General features: G+C 63.6%; 22 protein-coding genes. 8 read left to right on the plus strand and 14 right to left on the minus strand.

What is annotated here, in order from left to right:
- Positions 1–86: 86 nt before the first annotated feature.
- Positions 87–926, plus strand: coding sequence for an SDR family oxidoreductase (locus tag HNO53_RS17455; RefSeq protein WP_209473856.1), 840 nt, complete (start codon positions 87–89; stop codon positions 924–926).
- Positions 927–1,009: 83 nt separating this feature from the next.
- On the opposite strand, the gene HNO53_RS17460 is transcribed toward HNO53_RS17455, so the two are convergent.
- The 4 genes from HNO53_RS17460 to HNO53_RS17475 form a co-directional block, all read right to left on the minus strand.
- Positions 1,010–1,474, minus strand: coding sequence for a DUF2846 domain-containing protein (locus tag HNO53_RS17460; protein WP_209473857.1), 465 nt, complete (start codon positions 1,472–1,474; stop codon positions 1,010–1,012).
- Positions 1,475–1,789: 315 nt separating this feature from the next.
- Positions 1,790–2,413 carry a LysE family translocator gene (locus HNO53_RS17465; RefSeq protein ID WP_242597461.1) on the minus strand — a complete coding sequence of 208 codons (624 nt, stop codon included), beginning with the start codon at positions 2,411–2,413 and terminating at the stop codon, positions 1,790–1,792.
- A gap of 55 nt (positions 2,414–2,468) precedes the next feature.
- Positions 2,469–3,299, minus strand: coding sequence for an AraC family transcriptional regulator (locus HNO53_RS17470; RefSeq protein ID WP_209473858.1), 831 nt, complete (start codon positions 3,297–3,299; stop codon positions 2,469–2,471).
- 113 nt (positions 3,300–3,412) lie between these two features.
- Positions 3,413–3,988: a nucleoside deaminase gene (locus HNO53_RS17475; protein ID WP_209473859.1), complete on the minus strand. Its 576-nt coding sequence runs from the start codon at positions 3,986–3,988 to the stop codon at positions 3,413–3,415.
- A 98-nt stretch (positions 3,989–4,086) separates the two neighbouring features.
- Between HNO53_RS17475 and HNO53_RS17480 the strand changes: the two genes are divergently transcribed.
- Together HNO53_RS17480 and bfr are read left to right on the plus strand one after the other, a co-directional pair.
- Positions 4,087–4,620 carry a YgjV family protein gene (locus tag HNO53_RS17480; RefSeq protein WP_209473860.1) on the plus strand — a complete coding sequence of 178 codons (534 nt, stop codon included), beginning with the start codon at positions 4,087–4,089 and terminating at the stop codon, positions 4,618–4,620.
- A 114-nt stretch (positions 4,621–4,734) separates the two neighbouring features.
- A complete protein-coding gene (bfr, locus tag HNO53_RS17485; protein WP_209473861.1) occupies positions 4,735–5,202 on the plus strand; it encodes a bacterioferritin in 468 nt (155 codons plus the stop codon).
- Positions 5,203–5,259: 57 nt separating this feature from the next.
- Here bfr and HNO53_RS17490 read toward each other — a convergent pair whose 3' ends face one another.
- On the minus strand, positions 5,260–5,625 hold the full coding sequence (locus HNO53_RS17490; RefSeq protein WP_209473862.1) for a YciI family protein: 366 nt from the start codon (positions 5,623–5,625) through the stop codon (positions 5,260–5,262).
- A 153-nt stretch (positions 5,626–5,778) separates the two neighbouring features.
- Between HNO53_RS17490 and HNO53_RS17495 the strand changes: the two genes are divergently transcribed.
- The 4 genes from HNO53_RS17495 to HNO53_RS17510 all read left to right on the plus strand — a co-directional run bounded on the left by HNO53_RS17495 (position 5,779) and on the right by HNO53_RS17510 (position 9,953).
- Complete coding sequence (locus tag HNO53_RS17495) at positions 5,779–6,198, plus strand: VOC family protein (protein ID WP_209473863.1); 420 nt, start codon at positions 5,779–5,781, stop codon at positions 6,196–6,198.
- 378 nt (positions 6,199–6,576) lie between these two features.
- Positions 6,577–7,968: a YfcC family protein gene (locus HNO53_RS17500; RefSeq protein WP_209473864.1), complete on the plus strand. Its 1,392-nt coding sequence runs from the start codon at positions 6,577–6,579 to the stop codon at positions 7,966–7,968.
- An 8-nt stretch (positions 7,969–7,976) separates the two neighbouring features.
- A complete protein-coding gene (locus HNO53_RS17505; protein ID WP_209473865.1) occupies positions 7,977–8,678 on the plus strand; it encodes a DUF1028 domain-containing protein in 702 nt (233 codons plus the stop codon).
- A 15-nt stretch (positions 8,679–8,693) separates the two neighbouring features.
- Positions 8,694–9,953, plus strand: a complete 1,260-nt coding sequence (locus tag HNO53_RS17510) for an allantoate amidohydrolase (RefSeq protein ID WP_209473866.1) — start codon at positions 8,694–8,696, stop codon at positions 9,951–9,953.
- Positions 9,954–9,972: 19 nt separating this feature from the next.
- Here HNO53_RS17510 and HNO53_RS17515 read toward each other — a convergent pair whose 3' ends face one another.
- From HNO53_RS17515 to HNO53_RS17530, 4 genes are all read right to left on the minus strand, one after another.
- A complete protein-coding gene (locus HNO53_RS17515; RefSeq protein ID WP_209473867.1) occupies positions 9,973–10,719 on the minus strand; it encodes a FadR/GntR family transcriptional regulator in 747 nt (248 codons plus the stop codon).
- 89 nt (positions 10,720–10,808) lie between these two features.
- Positions 10,809–11,789: a lysylphosphatidylglycerol synthase domain-containing protein gene (locus HNO53_RS17520; protein ID WP_209473868.1), complete on the minus strand. Its 981-nt coding sequence runs from the start codon at positions 11,787–11,789 to the stop codon at positions 10,809–10,811.
- Between the two features lie 18 nt (positions 11,790–11,807).
- Positions 11,808–13,007, minus strand: coding sequence for a cardiolipin synthase ClsB (clsB, locus tag HNO53_RS17525; RefSeq protein WP_209473869.1), 1,200 nt, complete (start codon positions 13,005–13,007; stop codon positions 11,808–11,810).
- On the minus strand, positions 13,004–13,792 hold the full coding sequence (locus tag HNO53_RS17530; protein WP_419976683.1) for an endonuclease/exonuclease/phosphatase family protein: 789 nt from the start codon (positions 13,790–13,792) through the stop codon (positions 13,004–13,006). Before HNO53_RS17530 ends, clsB begins: the two co-directional genes overlap by 4 nt.
- A 173-nt stretch (positions 13,793–13,965) precedes the next feature.
- On the opposite strand from HNO53_RS17530, the gene HNO53_RS17535 reads away from it, so the two are divergent.
- Positions 13,966–14,178: a DUF3820 family protein gene (locus HNO53_RS17535; protein ID WP_209473870.1), complete on the plus strand. Its 213-nt coding sequence runs from the start codon at positions 13,966–13,968 to the stop codon at positions 14,176–14,178.
- On the opposite strand, the gene HNO53_RS17540 is transcribed toward HNO53_RS17535, so the two are convergent.
- From HNO53_RS17540 to HNO53_RS17560, 5 genes are all read right to left on the minus strand, one after another.
- Positions 14,173–14,529, minus strand: coding sequence for a hypothetical protein (locus tag HNO53_RS17540; RefSeq protein ID WP_209473871.1), 357 nt, complete (start codon positions 14,527–14,529; stop codon positions 14,173–14,175). The genes HNO53_RS17535 and HNO53_RS17540 overlap by 6 nt on opposite strands.
- The gene (locus HNO53_RS17545; protein WP_209473872.1) at positions 14,526–15,818 is read right to left on the minus strand and encodes a M20/M25/M40 family metallo-hydrolase; all 1,293 of its coding nucleotides are present in this window, start codon (positions 15,816–15,818) and stop codon (positions 14,526–14,528) included. The genes HNO53_RS17540 and HNO53_RS17545 overlap by 4 nt, the downstream gene beginning before the upstream one ends.
- A 175-nt stretch (positions 15,819–15,993) precedes the next feature.
- Positions 15,994–16,449 (minus strand): PRC-barrel domain-containing protein, encoded by a 456-nt coding sequence (locus HNO53_RS17550; RefSeq protein ID WP_209473873.1) that lies wholly within the window; start codon positions 16,447–16,449, stop codon positions 15,994–15,996.
- Complete coding sequence (locus HNO53_RS17555; RefSeq protein WP_209473874.1) at positions 16,446–16,946, minus strand: DUF3618 domain-containing protein; 501 nt, start codon at positions 16,944–16,946, stop codon at positions 16,446–16,448. Before HNO53_RS17555 ends, HNO53_RS17550 begins: the two co-directional genes overlap by 4 nt.
- 97 nt (positions 16,947–17,043) lie before the next feature.
- On the minus strand, positions 17,044–17,370 hold the full coding sequence (locus HNO53_RS17560) for a thioredoxin family protein (protein ID WP_209473875.1): 327 nt from the start codon (positions 17,368–17,370) through the stop codon (positions 17,044–17,046).
- Between the last annotated feature and the right edge of the window lie 69 nt (positions 17,371–17,439).

Raw genomic sequence — 17,439 nt, forward strand, 5'->3', positions numbered from 1 at the left:
ATCCATACAACAGTAGCCTACTTCTGCATTCCAATCGGCAGCGCCACCATGGCTTCGTCAATCCACCCGAAGGAAGGAACGGAACGATGAGCAAGACATGGTTGATTACCGGGGCAAGCTCGGGCCTCGGCCGTCTGATGACGGAAAGCCTGCTGGCGCGTGGCGATCGCGTGGTCGCCACGCTGCGCCGGGAAGGTGCGCTCGACGAACTGCAGCAGTCCCATGGCGAACGCCTGATAGTGTTGAAACTCGACCTTACCGATGTAACGAGGATTCGCGAGGCCACGCGCGAGGCTTTTGCCCGGATGGGCAGGATCGATGTAGTGGTATCCAATGCCGGCTATGGGCTCTTCGGTGCCGCCGAGGAGCTCAGCGATGGGCAGATCGATCACCAGATCGCTACCAACCTCACCGGTTCGATTCAGCTCATTCGTGCGGCGCTGCCCTACCTGCGCGATCAGGGCGGCGGGCGTATCGTGCAGGTCTCCTCCGAAGGCGGCCAGAAGGCCTACCCCAACTTCTCGCTCTACCACGCGACCAAGTGGGGTATCGAGGGTTTCATCGAGTCAACGGCCCAGGACGTCGCGCCGTTCGGGATCGACTTCATCATTGTCGAACCGGGCCCCACCGCGACCGACTTTGCTGCGGGCCTCGTGCGTGGAATGCCAATGGCCGTCTATGACGCCACTCCCGCCGGCGATGTCAGGCGCGCCCTGGCAGATGGCAGCTTCGAGATAAAAGGCGATGCCGGCCGAACGGTGGAGGCCATGATCGCCGCCGCCGATGAAGCACATCCGCCCTTTCGGCTGGCACTCGGCAGCACGGCCTATACAGGTATCAAGCAAGCCCTGGAAGAGCGGCTCCATGCGCTCGAGGCACAACGCGACGTGGCCTACTCGGCCGATGTTGGAGATGTCGTGGCGTAACACGGCGTTGATGATAGGTCCTGGAAACAGGACTCGCGCCGAGAAGTTTTGAAGCGCCGCCGTAAGGCGGCGCCCCCTTTGGATTACTGGCTACAGTTTCCAGGTGTTGCCATGCTCAGCTTGCTCACCTCTTCCATGCCCTGCTCTTCATCGACGAGCCGAAGGTTGGCACCACCGACGAACGCCCCAATCTTGATGTACTGCTCGACAAAATAGTTATTTCCCGACTCCGTCATGAGGCTCAGCGTATTGGGAGAAAACTCCGACTCGGTGGCAACCTCGTGTTCTTGACCACCTTCTACTTGGTGATAGAAGAAAACGCCTCGGGCACTTTCACCGATGCACTCGCCGTCGATCCAGATATCTTTCTTAAGCGCAGCCCCGAAAGGGGATTGTTTGCGAAAGACATACACACCTGCCATACCCTCTTCCGGGGCTTCGAACTGCTTGGCTTGAGATGACTCCTGCTGCGACGCCATATTGACCGAGGCGCACCCCGTCATCAGAGCCAGTACCGCCATGGCAGCTGTGGTTTTGAGTAGCTTCATTTCAGTTCCCTTTCTTTTGCGTTTCCAGCAGCTTCAAGCCGCTTTTACTTACTGGCCCCATAGGACCGCGCTTTTGGCTGTTGCCAAAATCCTTCCATTAGGAAAAAGACGCCACGCTTCGCTCTCACAATTTCCGAGAGCGAAGCGTGGCACTCTGGGCGTTTTCCTTGAATCGACAAGTATGATGATAAGAAGTCTGGGCAGTCGCTTATCACTGGGCATCCTTGCGTGCGCTATTGCGTATTGGCAACAAGATTACCATTCCCGGCCGTAAAATCCGGTGCGCCAAGTCAACGGAAAGCAACGAAGCCAGCGTCAGGATCTGACCATGAAACCCTCCCCAGCCAACGGTAGCCACACGTGCTCGTAGCCGATGGTTATCGCGACCCACACCAGCAGCGCCGCCATGGCAAGGCTGAAGCCCTTCAGCAGCCAGGGGTTGGCAAGCCGGTGGCCCACCACGGCGCCCATCAGCGCATAGCTGCCGGGGGCGCCAAAGGCCAGTACAGCCAGCCCCAGCGACCAGAACAGCAGGCTCACGCCATGGATGCCGGCGGCGGGGAACTGGAGGGTGACGATCGGCAGGGTCGCGATCATGGCCTTGGGATTGCACAGCTGCATGATCAGGCCGTCGCGAAACTGCAGCACACGCGGCGCCTGCCGAGCGGCACCCAGATCTATGGTGGAGCGGGCGACCTTGATCGCCAGGTAGAGGATATACCCGCAACCCACCGCCCCCACCACGGCGAGCATGTCGCCACGCATCCAGGCCGCGCCGGCCCAGCCGAACAGCAGGAAGAGCGTGAGCATGGCCAGCCCCACGCCGACGAAGAAGCCGAGGGAGGTTCTGGCCTGGCCGTTGAGGCCGGCGTTCAGGCCGAGCAGATTCACAGGCCCAGGGGTGTACATGACGCCCAGGGCATAGGCGACGATCTCCATGGGAGTCTCTCCGACAGAAGTGTGTTGAAAACCGAGCGGCAGCAGCCAAGCGTCGCTAGGTGACGCTGCGCTGGTACTGATGCGGCGTCTTGCCGTAGATGCGCTTGAAGCGGCGGTTGAAGTGGCTGAGGTCGGTGAAGCCGTAGCGGAAGGCCACTTCCGAGGGCGCCGCACCGGCCTCCAGGGCACTGCGCGCGGCATTGACCCGGCAGCTCAGCACGTACTGGTGTGGGGTGATGCCGAACTGCTGGCGGAACAGACGCAGGAAGTGATACTTGGAGAGGTGGGCGGCCTGGCTGATGTCATCCAGCGAGAGATCCGCCTCCAGGTTGGCGAGGACGTACTCCTTGGCGCGCCGCAGCAGCGCATCGGGACGGCTAACCCTACCGCCAGGCTGGAACCTGCCGGCGCGCTGCACCAGACGAGTCGCCATGCGGTGCAGGGCGTGCTCCTGATCGATACGCGTGCCCTGCCGATGGATCATCAACTGAGCGAGATCGAGGATGGCGTGGCGCAGCTCGGGGTCGGCCAGCAGGGTTTCACTGCCGTGAAACCGAGCGGCACACTCGCTTCCCGCCGCGTCAGCGAACGAGGCCTCGAGCTGGGCGGCGGGTACGTAGATCATCACGTAGCCCAGCGTGGTGTCATCCCCCGGGTGGCCGTCGTGCACCTGCTCGGGGTTGAACTGGATGACATTGCCCGGCGGGCTGCGATGAAACTCACCGCCGCTGAAGAAATCCTGGCGCCCGGAGAGCGTCACGCCGAAGGCGTATTCCTCGTGGGCATGGCGGTCGTAGCTGAAGTCGCTCAGCGACGCCTGGAGTACCGTGAGTTCGGGTATCTGCCGGCTCTTGTAGTAGTCGAACCGGCTGGATTGCCTGGCCATGTCGCGCCTCCCTGAACGTCATTCAGACATAGCGTAAGCCGGGCCCAGGGGAAAGGCTTGGACATAATTGCGGAAACGCCGGCAGCAGCCATCTGCACTGAGCCGTTACTATGTCATGGCTTGCGCGTAGCCCTCACGCCCTTCCAGTCTTCGAGGTCCAGCTCGGGCCGCTCGGCGCGGAAGCGGGCATAGAGATCGATGCCGCGCGTGTCCTCCAGAATATCCACCTGGATCCCTTTTTCACGCAGTAGGGTTTCCGTGCCCGAGGCGTTGGTGACATCGCCCACCACCACGCGGGAGAAGCCGCGCATGTGGAGCAGGGTCGCGCAGATCTCGCAGGGGCTGAGCGAGGTAAAGAGCGTGGTCTGGCTGAAGTCGAGGCGTCCGGCATCGCGGATGGCGGAGGTTTCGCCATGATTGTAGGGATGATTCTCCTGCACCAGGGTGTTGTGTCCCTTGCCGAGAATGCGCCGCGAGGCGTTGTCGACGATTACCGCGCCGATCGGACAACCGCCCTCGTCGTGGCTCTTCTGCGCCAGCAGTACGGCAATTCGCATGAGGTCGGCGTCGGTCAATCGCTGGGCGAACGCTTCGTCCATCAATACCGGCAGGCTCGCCGTCGGCATGTGGGCGATGGCGGCCAGCGCGGCCTGCGTTATCTCCGTGCGAGAATCCAGCAACGTTTCCATGGCGCCTCCGATAAATGATCAGTAAGGGAAAGCGTACCAGCAAAGCCCGTCGCTGCCGTGCTAATCTCCAGTCCATTAGCTCCGTAATGGACTTCATCATGGAAGAGATCGGCCTGAGATGGCTGCTCGGGCAGGGTGTCAGCCTGGTGGCCCTGACCCTGTGCATCGTGGCCTTCGCCAGCAAGCGCGACGACCGGCTGTTCGTGCTGCTGCTGTTCGCCAACGTGGCCTTCGCTACCCAGTTCGCGCTGTTCGAAAGCTGGGTGGCCGCCGGCATCTCGGCGCTGATCGTACTGCGCATTGCCCTCGTGCGCCGCTTCCGTCGCAACCGCGCCTTCATGCTCGGCATGCTGCTCGCCACCCTGGCGGTGGCTGCGCTGACCTGGAGCGGCCCACGTGACATCCCGGCGCTGGCCGCGGGCCTGCTGGGCACTTACGGCATGTTCATGCTGAGTGGCATCCCCATGCGCATCGCCCTGGCCGGGGCGGCGCTGTGCTGGGTCGCCAGCAATGTCCTGGCAGGTTCCATCGGCGGCACCGTCGCCGAAAGCCTGATCTTCCTGACCAACGTGCTCACCATGCTGCGCTTGAGGCGCGATGCTCGAATCCAGTACCCGGCAAGCGAAACCTAATGCGAATCGCATGCGAAACAATTACAACCATATGAATTTAAAAGAGAAATTGACCAACCCTGCGATTGGCCATAGGATAGCCTCATTCCCCTCGCGCTAATGGAAAGGTTCCGCATGAAAGGCAAGCAGAACATCATCGACGCTCTGAACGGGCTGCTAGCGGCGGAGCTCGCCGCCATGGACCAGTACTTCATTCACTCCGAAATGTACGCCGACTGGGGCCTCACCAAGCTCTACGAGCGCATTGCCCATGAGTTCGACGATGAAAAAGGGCATGCCAAGCAGCTGATCGAGCGGATCCTGTTCCTGGAAGGCAAACCCGACATGCATACCCGCACCCCGGTGCGCATCGGCCAGGACGTGGAGGAGATGCTCGGCAACGACCTCCAGCTCGAATACGAGGTCGGCGACGCCCTGAAGGAGGCCATCGCCCTGTGCGAACGGGAGCAGGACTTCCAGACGCGCAACGTGCTAGTAGGCCTGCTGGCCGACACCGAGGAGGACCACGCCTACTGGCTGGAGCAGCAGCTGCGGCTGATCAAGATGCTGGGCAAGCCGAACTACCTGCTCTCGCAGATGTAATCTCTATTCGCCCGATAGAGCCCGACGGCCCTCTGCCGCGGGCTCGACTGGCGGCAGCTAGAATGCCGGCCGCGGTTGAGCGAAGTCCACCACGGGGCGAACCTCGATGGCACCGATGCTGGCCAGGGGGTGACCGCTGGCAACCCGGACGGCGTCTTCAAGATCCTCAGCCTCGATGAGAATGATCCCGCCCAGTACCTCCTTGGTTTCCATGAAGGGACCGTCGGTCGCCAGTACTTTTCCATCTCGCTTTCGCAGCACCCGAGCCGTTTCGGGCAGTTCCAGGGCCTCCCCCATGACGAAATGGCCGCTCTCCCTCAGTACTTCGTCATAACTCGTGCATTTCTCCAATGCGGCGTTGGCTTGTGGGCTTCCGCCAAATAGCAGCTTGGGATCGTAGTAGATGAAGCAGGCATAGCGCATGCTGTTGCTCCTTGCATTGTGTGGAGGGTCATTATCGTTTTGGCGCTCATGATTTCGACATGGCATGCCCTGTCGAAATTACAGCGACTCAACCGAATAGCAGGAGTCAGCACAATCGACTAAACCTCTGACACCACCCTATGGAGTTTGCATATGTCGCGCATGATCTTCGTAAACCTGCCCGTTGCCGACCTCGCGAAGTCGATGGCGTTCTACGAATCGCAGGGCTTTACCAATAATCCGCATTTCACCGACGAGACTGCGGCATGCATGGTATTGAGCGAGACGATCCACGTGATGCTGCTCACCCACGCCAAGTGGCGCACCTTCACCGACCGTCCGATTCCGCCGGCCGATACCAGCGAGGTAATGCTCGCCCTCTCGTGTGAGAGCCGCGAGGCGGTAGATGCCATGTGCGAGGCAGCTTCAGCCAACGGCGGCACGGCGGATATCAACCCGCCACAGGATCATGGCTTCATGTACGGTCGTGCGCTGGCGGACCCCGACGGTCACGTCTGGGAGGCTTTCTGGATGGACCCGACGGCCATACCGTCGGATGCGGCTGCAAACTGACAGGAGTGCTACGCCAACGAACTGACCAGCGCTGCCGATGGCGCGGGCAGCCTTGAGCAGTTCCTTGGCGCGCTTGCGCTGCTGCGCGAGATTTAAGCTACACGGGCGCATGGGGGAGGCGTGGAAAGACGTTTTCTCCCATGCGCCTGTGCCCGTCAGGCAGGCCGGGAGCCGTATGGAATACGTGTTGTGAAGCGATGAGTGCAGCCCTTTCCGCGGACGGGGGCGCCTTGCGGCACTGCTTTAGCCTTCCCGAAGAAACTCAGAAGCCTCAACCCGGGCTCACCCCCGTTCCTTGACCCGCCAATTTATCATGATAAATTTCATGGTATGCGTCGGTACTCCCCTCGCCGGCGCCCGGCGAACAAGGACAACGACATGAGTACAACCGAGCAGGCGCTGACACAGCGCAAGAAGAAGTGGTACCAGACGGTACCCGACCCCATGGTTCTGATCTTCATGATCCTGCTGGCCACCTACGCCCTCACCTTCGTGGTGCCGGCAGGTGAATACGAGCGGGTCGAGCAGGACGGCCGCACCCGCGTGGTGCCCGAGTCCTTCGAATACCTTCCCGATGTAGGCGCCATCTCGCCCTTCGATATCTTCGTGGCGGTCCCACGTGGCCTCAACGAGGCATCGCTCTATCTGTTCATCGTGTTCATCGCCGGCGGCCTGTTTCATATCCTGCAGCGCACCGGTGCCCTGGAAAATGCCATCGGCGTGGCGGTGAACCGAGCCGGTGTCGAGCGACGCAACATCATCATCACCGCCGGCACCTTCATCTACGGCTTCTTCGGCGTGGCCGTGGGCTTCGAGAACAACATTGCCCTGGTGCCCATCGCTGTTCTGATCGCCAGCGCCATCGGCTGCTCCAGTCTGGTCGGTACCACCATGGCCGTCGGCGGCATCGGCATCGGCTTCGCGCTGTCGCCGATCAACCCCTATACCGTGGGCGTGGCACAGGGGATCGCCGAACTGCCTACCTTCTCGGGCGCCTGGCTGCGCACTCTGCTGGTAGTCTCCTCGCTGGCCCTGCTCTCGCTCTACATCTGCAAGTGGGTGGTCAGGATGGATTTCGAGGAGCCGGATAACACCAAGGCCATGACCAAGTCGCTGGATGAGTACCGCCTGACCCGGCAGAACAAGCTGACCCTGGGCGTGTTCATCCTCGGCCTGGCGGCCATGCTGGTGGGCGTGTTCACCCAGGGCTGGTACATCAACGAAATCGCCGGCATGTTCCTGCTGATGGCCATCGTGATCGGTATCGTCAACGGACTTTCGGCCAACGAGATCGTCAAGCAGATGATGGAAGGTGCCTCCAAGGTCACGCCCGGCGCCCTGGTTATCGGCCTGGCGGCTTCCATCCAGGTGATTCTCAGCCAGGCCCAGATCATCGATACCATCGTGCATGGGCTGAGCGGCCTGATCGAGGGAATCCCCGGCGCCATGTCGGCGATCATGGCCAGCGTGGTGCAGGGGGCGATCAACCTGTTCGTGCCTTCCGGCTCCGGCCAGGCCCTGGTCACCATGCCGATCCTGATCCCGGTGGCGGATCTGGTGGGCATGAGCCGCCAGCTGATGATCACTGCCTTTCAGGTGGGCGATGGCCTGACCAACCTGATCGTGCCCACCTCCGGCGGCACTCTGGCCATGCTGGCCCTGGGGCGGGTCTCCTACGTGAAATGGCTGAAGGCCATCATGCCCTTCATGGTGCTGGTATACGCGCTGGCCTGGGTCGGCCTGGTCATCGGCCACTACGTCGGCTACTGATCCAGCTCATGACTGTGTCCCTCATCCACGTGCAGCCGGCGACCGGCACGGTTGCCGCGTTGACTGCCACCGGTGGGGTGGCGGTGGGCGGCTATGTGCACCACGCCTGGCGGGGGCTGGGCGCCTGCACCACCCAGGGGCTGGCGACCCACCCCTGGTATCCCGAGGGTGTCCGCCATGCGCTCGAGCGAGGACATACGGCACAGGCGGCACTCGATCAGGTGACCCGGCCGGACGGCGGCGCAGCAAGGCGCCAGTGTCTGGTGATGGATGCCAGCGGCCGGGCGGCGCTGCATTCCGGTGACGACAACATCGCAGTGGTGGCCGCCGAGCTGCGCCCGACGGTGGCCGCGGCCGGCAACATGCTGGCCGACGAACAGGTCGTGGGGAAACTGCTGCAAACCTTCCTGACGCTGACCTGCGCCAACCCCGACGAGGCCTGGACACAGGCAGCCGCCCCGCGCTACCGCAACGGCTACGAAAGCCACCTGCTGGAGACCTTGGTCGAGAGCCTGGAGGCAGCGCTACTGGCCGGTGGCGACAAGCGCGGTACGCGCTCGGCCGCCCTGCGCATCGAGTCCTTCGATGCGGCCCCCATCGACCTGCGCGTGGACTGGGACGAGGAACCCGCCCGGGCGCTTCGAGCCCTGGCACGGCGCGTACGCGACCCGGCGTTCGCTGCCTTCCTCGCCTCGCTTCCCACGCGTTGATTCAAGGAGATATGCATGTCCGATTCCTCGACGCAGGCGGCACTCGGCCAACAGCTGATGGCGCGGCTGGACGACGCCGCGCACCACTCCCAGCCCGGCCCTGGCGTCACGCGGCTGTTCTGCTCCGACGAGCACCGGGCGGTGCTGGAACTGATCGCCGACTGGATGCGCCAGGCCGGACTGACTCCCGAACTCGATGCCTCCGGCAATCTGGTGGGGCGCAATGAGCGAGCCCGGCAGGGCGAAAGGACCCTGATCATGGGCTCGCACCAGGATACGGTAGCCGAAGGCGGCAAGTACGATGGCATGCTGGGCGTTGCCCTGCCGCTGCAAGCCCTGCAGGCGCTCAAGGAAGCCGGCACCGAGCTGCCCTATGGTGTCGAGGTGGTGGCCTTCGGCGACGAGGAGGGCACCCGTTTCCAGTCGACCCTGATCGGCAGCCGGGCCCTGGCCGGCACCTTAGACCCCGAGAGCCTGAAGGCACGCGACGCCGATGGCGTGACGCTCGGCGAGGCCCTCAAGGCCTTCGGCGGCAATCCGCAAGAGATCCCCCATTTGGCGCGCAGGCCCGAAGCTGTCATCGGCTTCGTCGAGGTGCATATCGAGCAGGGCCCGGTGCTGGAACAGCGCGACCATGCATTGGGTGTCGTCACCGCGCTGACCGGGATCGAGCGCCACCGCATGGTCGTGACGGGCAAGGCCGGCCACGCCGGTACCACGCCGATGCCGGGCCGTCGCGACGCCCTGGTCGGCGCCGCCGAGATGGTGGTGGAAGCAGACAGGATACTGAACGCCACCGACGATCTGGTTGGCGTGGTCGGCAAGCTGGAGGTACGGCCCAACGCCGTGAACGTGATTCCCGCCGAGGTGAACTTCACGCTGGAGCTGCGCTCGCCCCATACCGGGTTACGCGAGCAGGGTCGCAGGGAAGTTCTGGAAGCCTGCCAGCGGCTTGCCCAAGCGCGCGGGCTCGAGTTGTCGAGCGAGCGCACCTACCAGGCCGAGGGTGTCGACTGCGCCGATTGGCTGGTCGAGGCCCTGGAACAGGCATGCCGAGGCTGCGAGGAGCCCGCCGAGCGCATGTTCAGCGGTGCCGGCCATGACGGCCTGGCCATGCACGACCTGACCGACATCGGCATGCTCTTCGTGCGCTGCCGGGACGGCCTGAGCCATCACCCGGACGAAGCCATCAGTGTGGAAGATGCCGGGCGTGCTACCCAGGTGCTGATGCGCTTTCTCACCGACCTGGGTAAGGATGCACGCAGCAGGCGCTGACAGCGAGCCGGGCACGCCGTCAATCGGTCAGGAAACCACGTCGAACCTGGGCCTCGTTGTCGTTCATAACCGCCTGGGCCGAGAGCATGTGTTCGCGCATCAGCTCACGGGCCAGCTCGGCGTCCCCGGCCTCGATGGCGTCCAGCAGCCGGGCGTGATACTGGCAACCGGTGGGGCCGATCTGGTGATCGCCCGGCTCGTAGAGCCGCCGATAGACGGTAAGGTCGGAGAGCACCTGCACGGTGAAGCGAATGATGAAAGACAGCAGAGGATTGCCCCCGGCCAGTTCCGCCAGCATCTCGTGAAAACGCAGCGAATCGATGTGCTGCTGGCGTTCGGTCTCCATGTCGGGGGCCGGCGTGGCGTAGCTGTGCAGGCTTGCGCGCAGCCGGGCCAGGTCGTCGGCGCCGACCCTGCCGGCCAGCGACGCGGCGAGCTCCGGCTCGAGCGCCACGCGGATCTGATAGATGTCGCGGATCGAGATGTCCTGGAAGTAGAAGTAATGGCTGAGCAGCGACGTCGCCTTCGCCTCGCTCATCTTGCATACGAAGACGCCGCCGCCCGGGCCGGTACGCGTCACTACCAGGCCCTGTGCTTCGAGTACGCGGGTGCTTTCCCGAATGGTGCCCTTGGACACGCCAAGGGTTTCCATCAGCTCGGCCTCGCTGGGCAGACGGTCTCCCGGCATCAGCTGGCGATCCACGATCCAGCCCTTGATGGTATCCGCGACGTGATAGGGTAAGCGACGCGATGCAGAACCCGCCATTGCTTCTCTCATGCCAACATCAGGATGCCAAGGGTAAGCCATTCGCCGTCAAGCGAACAGATCGTCCCGCCGATCCGCCCCTGGCGATGTCATCCATGCTGACTGACCTCTTCCCGCTTTCGTTGCCGACCCTTTCGTTCCAGCAGCAGGTAGACCACGCACGCAACCGTCAGGGGCAGCAGGAAATAGAGGGCGCGATAGGCGATCAGCGCGGCAAGAATCTCGCTCTTGGCAATCTGGTGCTGCAACAGCGCCAGGAACACCGCTTCCAGCACACCGAGACCCGCGGGAATGTGGGTAACCACCCCCGCGATGGAGCTGATCAGCAGGATGCCGAGCACGCTGGGAAAGAACATTCCCGACGGCAGCAGCAGATAGATCAGCGCGGCCATCAGGGTCCAGTTTGCCGCTCCCAGCAGCGCCTGCATCAACGCCAGCCTGAGCGGGGGCAGCACGATCTCGTGGCCCCGCACGTGCCAGACGCGGCGCCGGGAGAAGCGACAGGCAGCCAGGTAGGCGAAGGAAAGCGTCAGGAGTCCGACGCCGATGAGCTGCAGGCCCGTGGCGCCGATTTGCCAGGACGGCGGCAGGCCGAGCAGCCGGAAGGAAAATACCGTGCCGGCAAGCAGCATGTAGCCCAGCCAGTTGGCGATCAGGCTCACGCTGAGGATGCGTGTCACGGTGCTCACGCCGAGGCCGAGCCGGGTGTAGAGGCGGTAGCGCATCGCCAGGCCGCCCACCCAGGCTCCCAAGTTCAGGTTGAAGGCGTAGCACACGAAGGCCACCAGCAGGACACGCGGGGCTGACAGTAAGTGTCCGGTGTATCGCTTGCCCAACAGGTCGTAGCTGCTGAACACGGCGTGGCTGGCCACGGTAATGCCCGCTCCTGCCAGCAGCAGCAAGGGACTATAGCCACGCAGCGTCTCGAGGACCTGGGTCCAGTCGACATTGCGGGCCAACGAAAACAGCAGCACCGCGACCAGCACGAAGAAGACCAGCGTGGCCCCCCGCTTTAGCCAGCGACGCCAGGTGCGGGATGGCTTGAGCCTGTCGATGTCGGAAACCTTCATGGCGTTACCTCGCTGGCCTCAATGCAGGGCGCGCTGCTTCGAGTGCTCCTTCGGCGTCAGCGGCTCGAGCCGAGGCGTATGGCCAGGGCTCCAGCCTGCGCTGAGGGGAAAGTGGCGCAGGAAGTGGAAGCTCACGAACATCAGCGGGGCGCGCCACCAGCGCCCCTTCTCCGCGGCCTCGGGGGTGATCAATCGGCAACTGTTCTCGATCAGCTCGGTCAGGTGCTCGCGGATCTGCCGATTGAGGCCGGCATCGCGGATGAACAGGTTGGCCTCGAGATTCAGCGACAGGCTGAGCGGATCGAGGTTGCTCGACCCCACCGTCGCCCAGTCGTCGTCGGCAATGGCGATCTTGCCGTGCAGGGGATGCTCCTGGTACTCGTAGATGCGAATGCCATCCTTGAGCAGGTAGCTGTACAGCGAACTGGAAAACATCCGTGCCCAGGGCATGTCGGGGCGCCCCTGGAGAATGAGCGTCACCTCGACCCCACGCCGCGAAGCGTTACGCAGCTCACGCCAGAGATGGTAACTCGGGAAGAAGTAGGCATTGGCAATCAGCAGCCGCGACTTGGCCGTTCGTATCGCCTCCAGGTAGTGGTCCTCGATGTCGGTACGATGCTGGTCGTTATCGCGAATGGCCAGGCGCATGTCAGCCTCCCCGTGGGGAGAGGTCTCGACGAGTCGGTGGGGCAGCCCCTCGACCGCCTGGTGTTCCAGCAGCAGTGCCGTGGCGGCGCGACGGATATCCGCGACGATCGGCCCACGTACGCGAATGCCGTAATCCTGCTTGCCCATGGTGTACTTCTCGGGCAAGTGGTCCCAGCCGAAGTTGATCCCGCTGATGTAGGCGACTTCGCCGTCCACCACCACGATCTTGCGATGCAGGCGGCGAAACAGGTTGGTGCGCATCCCCAGGCGGCGGGGGCGCGGATCGTAGATGTGCATGTTCACGCCGGCCTCGGTCAGCTCGGCGATGTAGTCGTCGCCCAGGTCCGCCGTGCCGTAGCCATCGACGGTAACCTCGATGCGAACCTCACGAGCCGCGGCCTCGAGCAGGGCTTCCTTGAGCGCCCGACCGACCTCATCGTCGAAGATGATGAACGTCTCGATCAGGATTTCCCGGCGCGCTGTACGAATCGCCTCGAACACGTCGGGAAAATACTCGCTTCCATTGATCAACAGCTCGGCTTGATTGCCTTCCTTCCATTGGAAATTCACAGGCCTATCTCTGCAATGAGTGGAACATGATCGGAGAGATGCGACCACGGCTTGCGATAGAGGGCTTTCGGATTCCGGCAGGTGGCGCTGCGGACGTAGATACGGTCCAGGCGCAGCAGGGGCCAGTGAGCCGGAAACGTCTTTGCCGGGCGCCCCTGGCAGTTCGCGAACGCCTCTTGCAAACCGCATTCGGCCAGCACGCCGTCGGCCTTGAGGCGCCAGTCGTTGAAGTCACCGGCAACGATCACAGCCTCGTCACTGGGCAGTGAGTCCATCAGCTCGCAAAGCAGACGCATCTGCTGCAGGCGATGCTTGTGGCGCAGGCCGAGATGGACGCAAATGGCATGTACCGTCGCTTGCCCCGGAACCGCCAGCCGGCAATGGAGGAGTCCTCGCCTCTCGGTGCCGTGAATCGAGACATCCCTGTTTTCGTACTCGCGGATTGGATAGTGTGACAGCAGGGCGTTGCCGTGATCGCCGTCGGGGTAGACGGCATTGCGGCCATAGGCGAAGTCGGGCCACATGCTATCGGCCAGGTACTCGTACTGCGGCACGCCCGGCCAGTCACGGTAGCGCAGGGAATGCTTACGGTGCTCGCCGTGCACCTCCTGCAGAAACACCAGATCGGCCGAGAGGGTCGTGACGGCATCACGCAGCTCCGGCAGGATATGACGCCGGTTGAACACGTTGAATCCCTTGTGCACATTGAGCGTCATCACCCGCAGCGACCTCACGGGTGCCGCCTGCTGGAGTTCCTGTCGCGGCTTCCCTTCCGTCACACTCACTGCCGACATCCTTTTCCCGCGTTTTGACATGGCGCATCCGGCCATCCGGTCAAAGAAAGCGTAGCAGTTGAAGCGACGACAAGCGTAAGGCCGGCGGGCCGTTCTCTGTGACTTGCCCCTGCCTGGGTTTGCTGGTTGGATACGAATCGGCGAACCGACGCGGGAGTGAGCGAGTGAAGCCCGAAGACCTGGAAAAGCTGGTCAACCGCAGAATGCCGTTCGGCAAGTACGAAGGCCGGCTGATCGCCGACCTGCCGGGGCCCTACCTCAACTGGTTCGCCCGCGAGGGTTTCCCGCCCGGCGAGATCGGCGAACTGCTGCACCTGATGCATGAGATCGACCACAACGGCCTCGGCGCCCTGCTCGATCCACTGCGCCGGTCATGAGCCCGGGGCGGCGGGCAGCCGCTCGGCCAGCGCCCGCTGGAACTCCTCGCGGTGCGCCTCGGCATGCCGGGCCGGGTCGGCGGGGAATCGGCCCAATTGCACGGCCAGTTCGAAGAAGCCCGGCGCCGGCAGGCCATCGCGCTGGCTGACCACCAAGGCGGCGACGAACGGCCGGCCCCGCTCGGCATCCTCGCGCATCAACGCTTCGAGCGCCTGGGTCACACGCTGGATGGTGCGCGGCGGGGTGAGCCCCAGCGCCTCGGCGAGTTGCCGGTAGGTCATCGGCAGCGCCGATGACGGGGCCGCCTCGAGCAGGCGGCGAACCGGCGCGGCCAGCAGGAGAGCGGTCATGAGGGGTGCTTCTGTTGAAAGTCCCGTTGCTGGCGCCTGTCGCTCTGGTTGTCCTCGGGCTTTGCCGAGCCCCGATGTACCAAGCGTTCCGCCTGGTCGAGCCGCGGGTGGTTGTCGAGGAACTCGCGGTGCGGATCGGGCAGCGCATCCAGCGTCTGGAGCGTGTGTGCGAGTACGTGGATGGCAGCCAGCACGTCCCGTGTGTTGCCGGTCTCCGAGATGGTGTGCATGTTGCGGATCGGGAAGCCGATGGAGGTGGCGGCGCAATCCACCGCAGCGAGCACACCGGCCATGCCGTCGGTACCGGTATCGGCGCCGACGATGTCGCGCTGCATGGGAATACCATGCCCCCGGGCGGTGCGCTCGACGATGGCGTTGAGCTGCTCGCTGGCGATGGCCCCCACCGACAGGGTGAAGCCCTTGCCCATCTCGAGCGGTTGCATGCGTCGCTCGCCGATGCCGGGCGCTGCCACGTAGTCGTGGTTGACGTCGACGCCGATGATCACGTCGGGCCTGAGTTCGCCGGCCAGTACGCGGCTGCCGAAGCGACCTATCTCCTCGTAGCTGGCAATGGCGAACAGCACGCGTACCTTCTCGGTGCCGCCCGCTTCGGCGATCAGCCGCGCCACTTCGGCGGTGACGAAGCAACCCAGCCCATTGTCCAGGTAGGCGCCGTAGAAGGTGTCGGGGCTGAAGCCGTGACGGATGGGACGGTCGAAGATGATCGGGTCGCCAGGGCGCACGCCGAGATTGAGCACCTGCTGCTTCTTGTTCTCGCCGTGGATCTGCAGGTCGAGGTAGATCTGTTCCTTCTTGATGCCCTTGCTGCCTTCTCGCTGCGCGGCGTCGGAGAAATGGATGGCGCCCAGCGCCTCCACGGTACCGCCCTGGATGATACGGTAGCGCCCCGCAGACTCGGGATCCTCGCTGAACAGCTTGACCTCGTGGCCGACCAGCACGTTGGGCAGGAAGGCATCGGTGTTGATCCATATCTTGCCGTCATCACCGATGCTGCGTACCTGCATGCGGATCTTGTCGGCATGGCCGATGATCATCACCTTGAACAGGTCGTCGCGGTCCGGGTGGGTGTCCCACACCACGCCGGCATGCCCCTTGTACTGGTGCATGCGCCACCCCGACGGCGCAAAGCTCTCGAAATGGGGCTTGAGCACGCCATAGGTCATGGCACCTTCCAGCCCCACGGGGCTGGGGGCATCCAGAATGCGCCGCATCAGGGTGAACTGCGTCTCCGGCATGGGCTCGGCCCAGGGCGTGTGCGTCTCGCTCATGTGGCTTCCTTTCTCGAATCGGTTGGATATCAGCGTAGTTTGCCAGATGTCACGAAGCCTGGCCTGGCGGGTCAGTCGCATCACGGCCACTTCGACGATGCAGTGCCAAGACAAGACCAGGCGGTCTTGCCTTCGCTGTCACGGCCCGCGGTGCCCTTGCGCCATGGGGAAGGGCTCAGCGCTGCATTGCCTCGGACAAGGTCATGCCGCCATCGACGTCGCTATAGCGATCCTCGTCGTAATCGGTGCCGAGTGCATCGAGTTTTTCCTGACCTATGTGCTCCTGTAGTACCAGTCGCTCACTTTCGAGCTTCATGTCGGCCAGGGGCAGAGCGACGTCGGAGCCACCGAAAATCCAGAAACCGTTCACCGAGACGAGGGCATGCAGGCCGCCAGCAACGTCATGACGCAGCACGTTGCGGACTTCGCCGAGCGTTTCGCCTTCGGCGTTGACGATGGTCATGCCTTCGATGTCATCGGCCGTCAGGTCAGCGAGACTGGGATCCAGCGAGACGTTTGCCGGCCCCCTCTCCTCGAAGCCAGCCTGTGCACTGTCCGCTTCGGCCTGCACGCCGCCAGCAAGACCGGCACAGAGAATACCGATGGCAATGGCCAGCAAGGTCTTATTCATGACACGTCCCCCTTGGACGGATGGACGTAGCCTTGCCAGCCCTGGCCGGTGCCAAGGTGCGTGGCTTCGCCAATCACATCCGGCCGATGCGTCGAGACGTGATTTCGTCCCTGCTGGGTACCGAGGTGGGTGGCCACCATGCGCTGCGGCGCCTCCTGCAGGGCCGGCAGCGTCGTGCCTCGCGGCATCGGCAGACCAGCCCCCTCTTCGCGCCCTTGTCCCGCGGAGCGGGATCGCAGTTGCGAGGTTACCAGCCAGCCCAGGCCGACGCCGGTCACCAGCACGGGCAGGGGATTCTGGCGAATCGAACGCCCCAGTCCAGCCAGGAAGCTTGGCTCCTCGCCATGACGCCTGGGCAGGTGTGCCGATACGTCCCGCTTGAGTCGAGCCGGTGAAAGACGCTGCTCGAGTTCATGAAGAGTGTCGCTGAGATGGGCGCGGGATTGACGAACGTCTGTCTCGAGTTCGTCTACCCGACGCGGCTGATAACGGCTCATGTCACGCCTCCTTGGCTTCACCGTTGACAATGTTTCCCTGAATGCAAGCTGGCCCCGGGAACCGGAATCGTCAAGTGACGACCAGTCCCCTGGTCCCTCAGGCCGCCACGCGCTCGAGGGTCTGTTGGATGGCTTCGCCGCTGGCAGGACGCACCAGCCGCGCCACCTCCTCACCGTCCTGCAGAAACACCAGCGTCGGCCATAGCTTGACGCGAAACGCCCGCCCCAGGCGTCGGCCCGGGCCATCCTCGATCTTGAGGTGATGCACGTCGTGGTGCCGCGACAACGCTTCCTCGAGGCCGGGTTGGGCCATCTGACAGAAGCCGCACCAGGGGGTACCGAACTCGAGCACGGTGACACCGGCAAGGGAGCGCACCTGCTCGAGACTGGGGGCCGGCACCATGTATTCAGCCTGCATGGTCATGCTTCGTCCTCCTCGGCCGCGCTAATTCCATGCCTGAGGAGAACGATAGCAGCCGCCGGCTCCGGTGAG

Origin of the sequence: Billgrantia antri (genome assembly GCF_017868935.1) — a bacterium.
Lineage (GTDB): Bacteria > Pseudomonadota > Gammaproteobacteria > Pseudomonadales > Halomonadaceae > Halomonas > Halomonas antri.

What these genes read in the sequence shown, in the direction of transcription:
- HNO53_RS17500 (WP_209473864.1), top strand. Translation starts at nt 6,577, where the DNA reads ATGAGTACAACCGAGCAGGCGCTGACACAGCGCAAGAAGAAGTGGTAC.
- HNO53_RS17520 (WP_209473868.1), bottom strand. Translation starts at nt 11,789, where the DNA reads ATGAAGGTTTCCGACATCGACAGGCTCAAGCCATCCCGCACCTGGCGT.
- HNO53_RS17490 (WP_209473862.1), bottom strand. Translation starts at nt 5,625, where the DNA reads ATGCGCTATGCCTGCTTCATCTACTACGATCCCAAGCTGCTATTTGGC.
- HNO53_RS17455 (WP_209473856.1), top strand. Translation starts at nt 87, where the DNA reads ATGAGCAAGACATGGTTGATTACCGGGGCAAGCTCGGGCCTCGGCCGT.
- HNO53_RS17540 (WP_209473871.1), bottom strand. Translation starts at nt 14,529, where the DNA reads ATGACCGCTCTCCTGCTGGCCGCGCCGGTTCGCCGCCTGCTCGAGGCG.
- HNO53_RS17465 (WP_242597461.1), bottom strand. Translation starts at nt 2,413, where the DNA reads ATGGAGATCGTCGCCTATGCCCTGGGCGTCATGTACACCCCTGGGCCT.
- HNO53_RS17545 (WP_209473872.1), bottom strand. Translation starts at nt 15,818, where the DNA reads ATGAGCGAGACGCACACGCCCTGGGCCGAGCCCATGCCGGAGACGCAG.
- HNO53_RS17470 (WP_209473858.1), bottom strand. Translation starts at nt 3,299, where the DNA reads ATGGCCAGGCAATCCAGCCGGTTCGACTACTACAAGAGCCGGCAGATA.
- HNO53_RS17475 (WP_209473859.1), bottom strand. Translation starts at nt 3,988, where the DNA reads ATGGAAACGTTGCTGGATTCTCGCACGGAGATAACGCAGGCCGCGCTG.
- HNO53_RS17510 (WP_209473866.1), top strand. Translation starts at nt 8,694, where the DNA reads ATGTCCGATTCCTCGACGCAGGCGGCACTCGGCCAACAGCTGATGGCG.
- bfr (WP_209473861.1), top strand. Translation starts at nt 4,735, where the DNA reads ATGAAAGGCAAGCAGAACATCATCGACGCTCTGAACGGGCTGCTAGCG.
- HNO53_RS17555 (WP_209473874.1), bottom strand. Translation starts at nt 16,946, where the DNA reads ATGAGCCGTTATCAGCCGCGTCGGGTAGACGAACTCGAGACAGACGTT.
- HNO53_RS17495 (WP_209473863.1), top strand. Translation starts at nt 5,779, where the DNA reads ATGTCGCGCATGATCTTCGTAAACCTGCCCGTTGCCGACCTCGCGAAG.
- HNO53_RS17515 (WP_209473867.1), bottom strand. Translation starts at nt 10,719, where the DNA reads ATGGCGGGTTCTGCATCGCGTCGCTTACCCTATCACGTCGCGGATACC.
- HNO53_RS17505 (WP_209473865.1), top strand. Translation starts at nt 7,977, where the DNA reads ATGACTGTGTCCCTCATCCACGTGCAGCCGGCGACCGGCACGGTTGCC.
- HNO53_RS17480 (WP_209473860.1), top strand. Translation starts at nt 4,087, where the DNA reads ATGGAAGAGATCGGCCTGAGATGGCTGCTCGGGCAGGGTGTCAGCCTG.
- HNO53_RS17550 (WP_209473873.1), bottom strand. Translation starts at nt 16,449, where the DNA reads ATGAATAAGACCTTGCTGGCCATTGCCATCGGTATTCTCTGTGCCGGT.
- HNO53_RS17560 (WP_209473875.1), bottom strand. Translation starts at nt 17,370, where the DNA reads ATGACCATGCAGGCTGAATACATGGTGCCGGCCCCCAGTCTCGAGCAG.
- HNO53_RS17460 (WP_209473857.1), bottom strand. Translation starts at nt 1,474, where the DNA reads ATGAAGCTACTCAAAACCACAGCTGCCATGGCGGTACTGGCTCTGATG.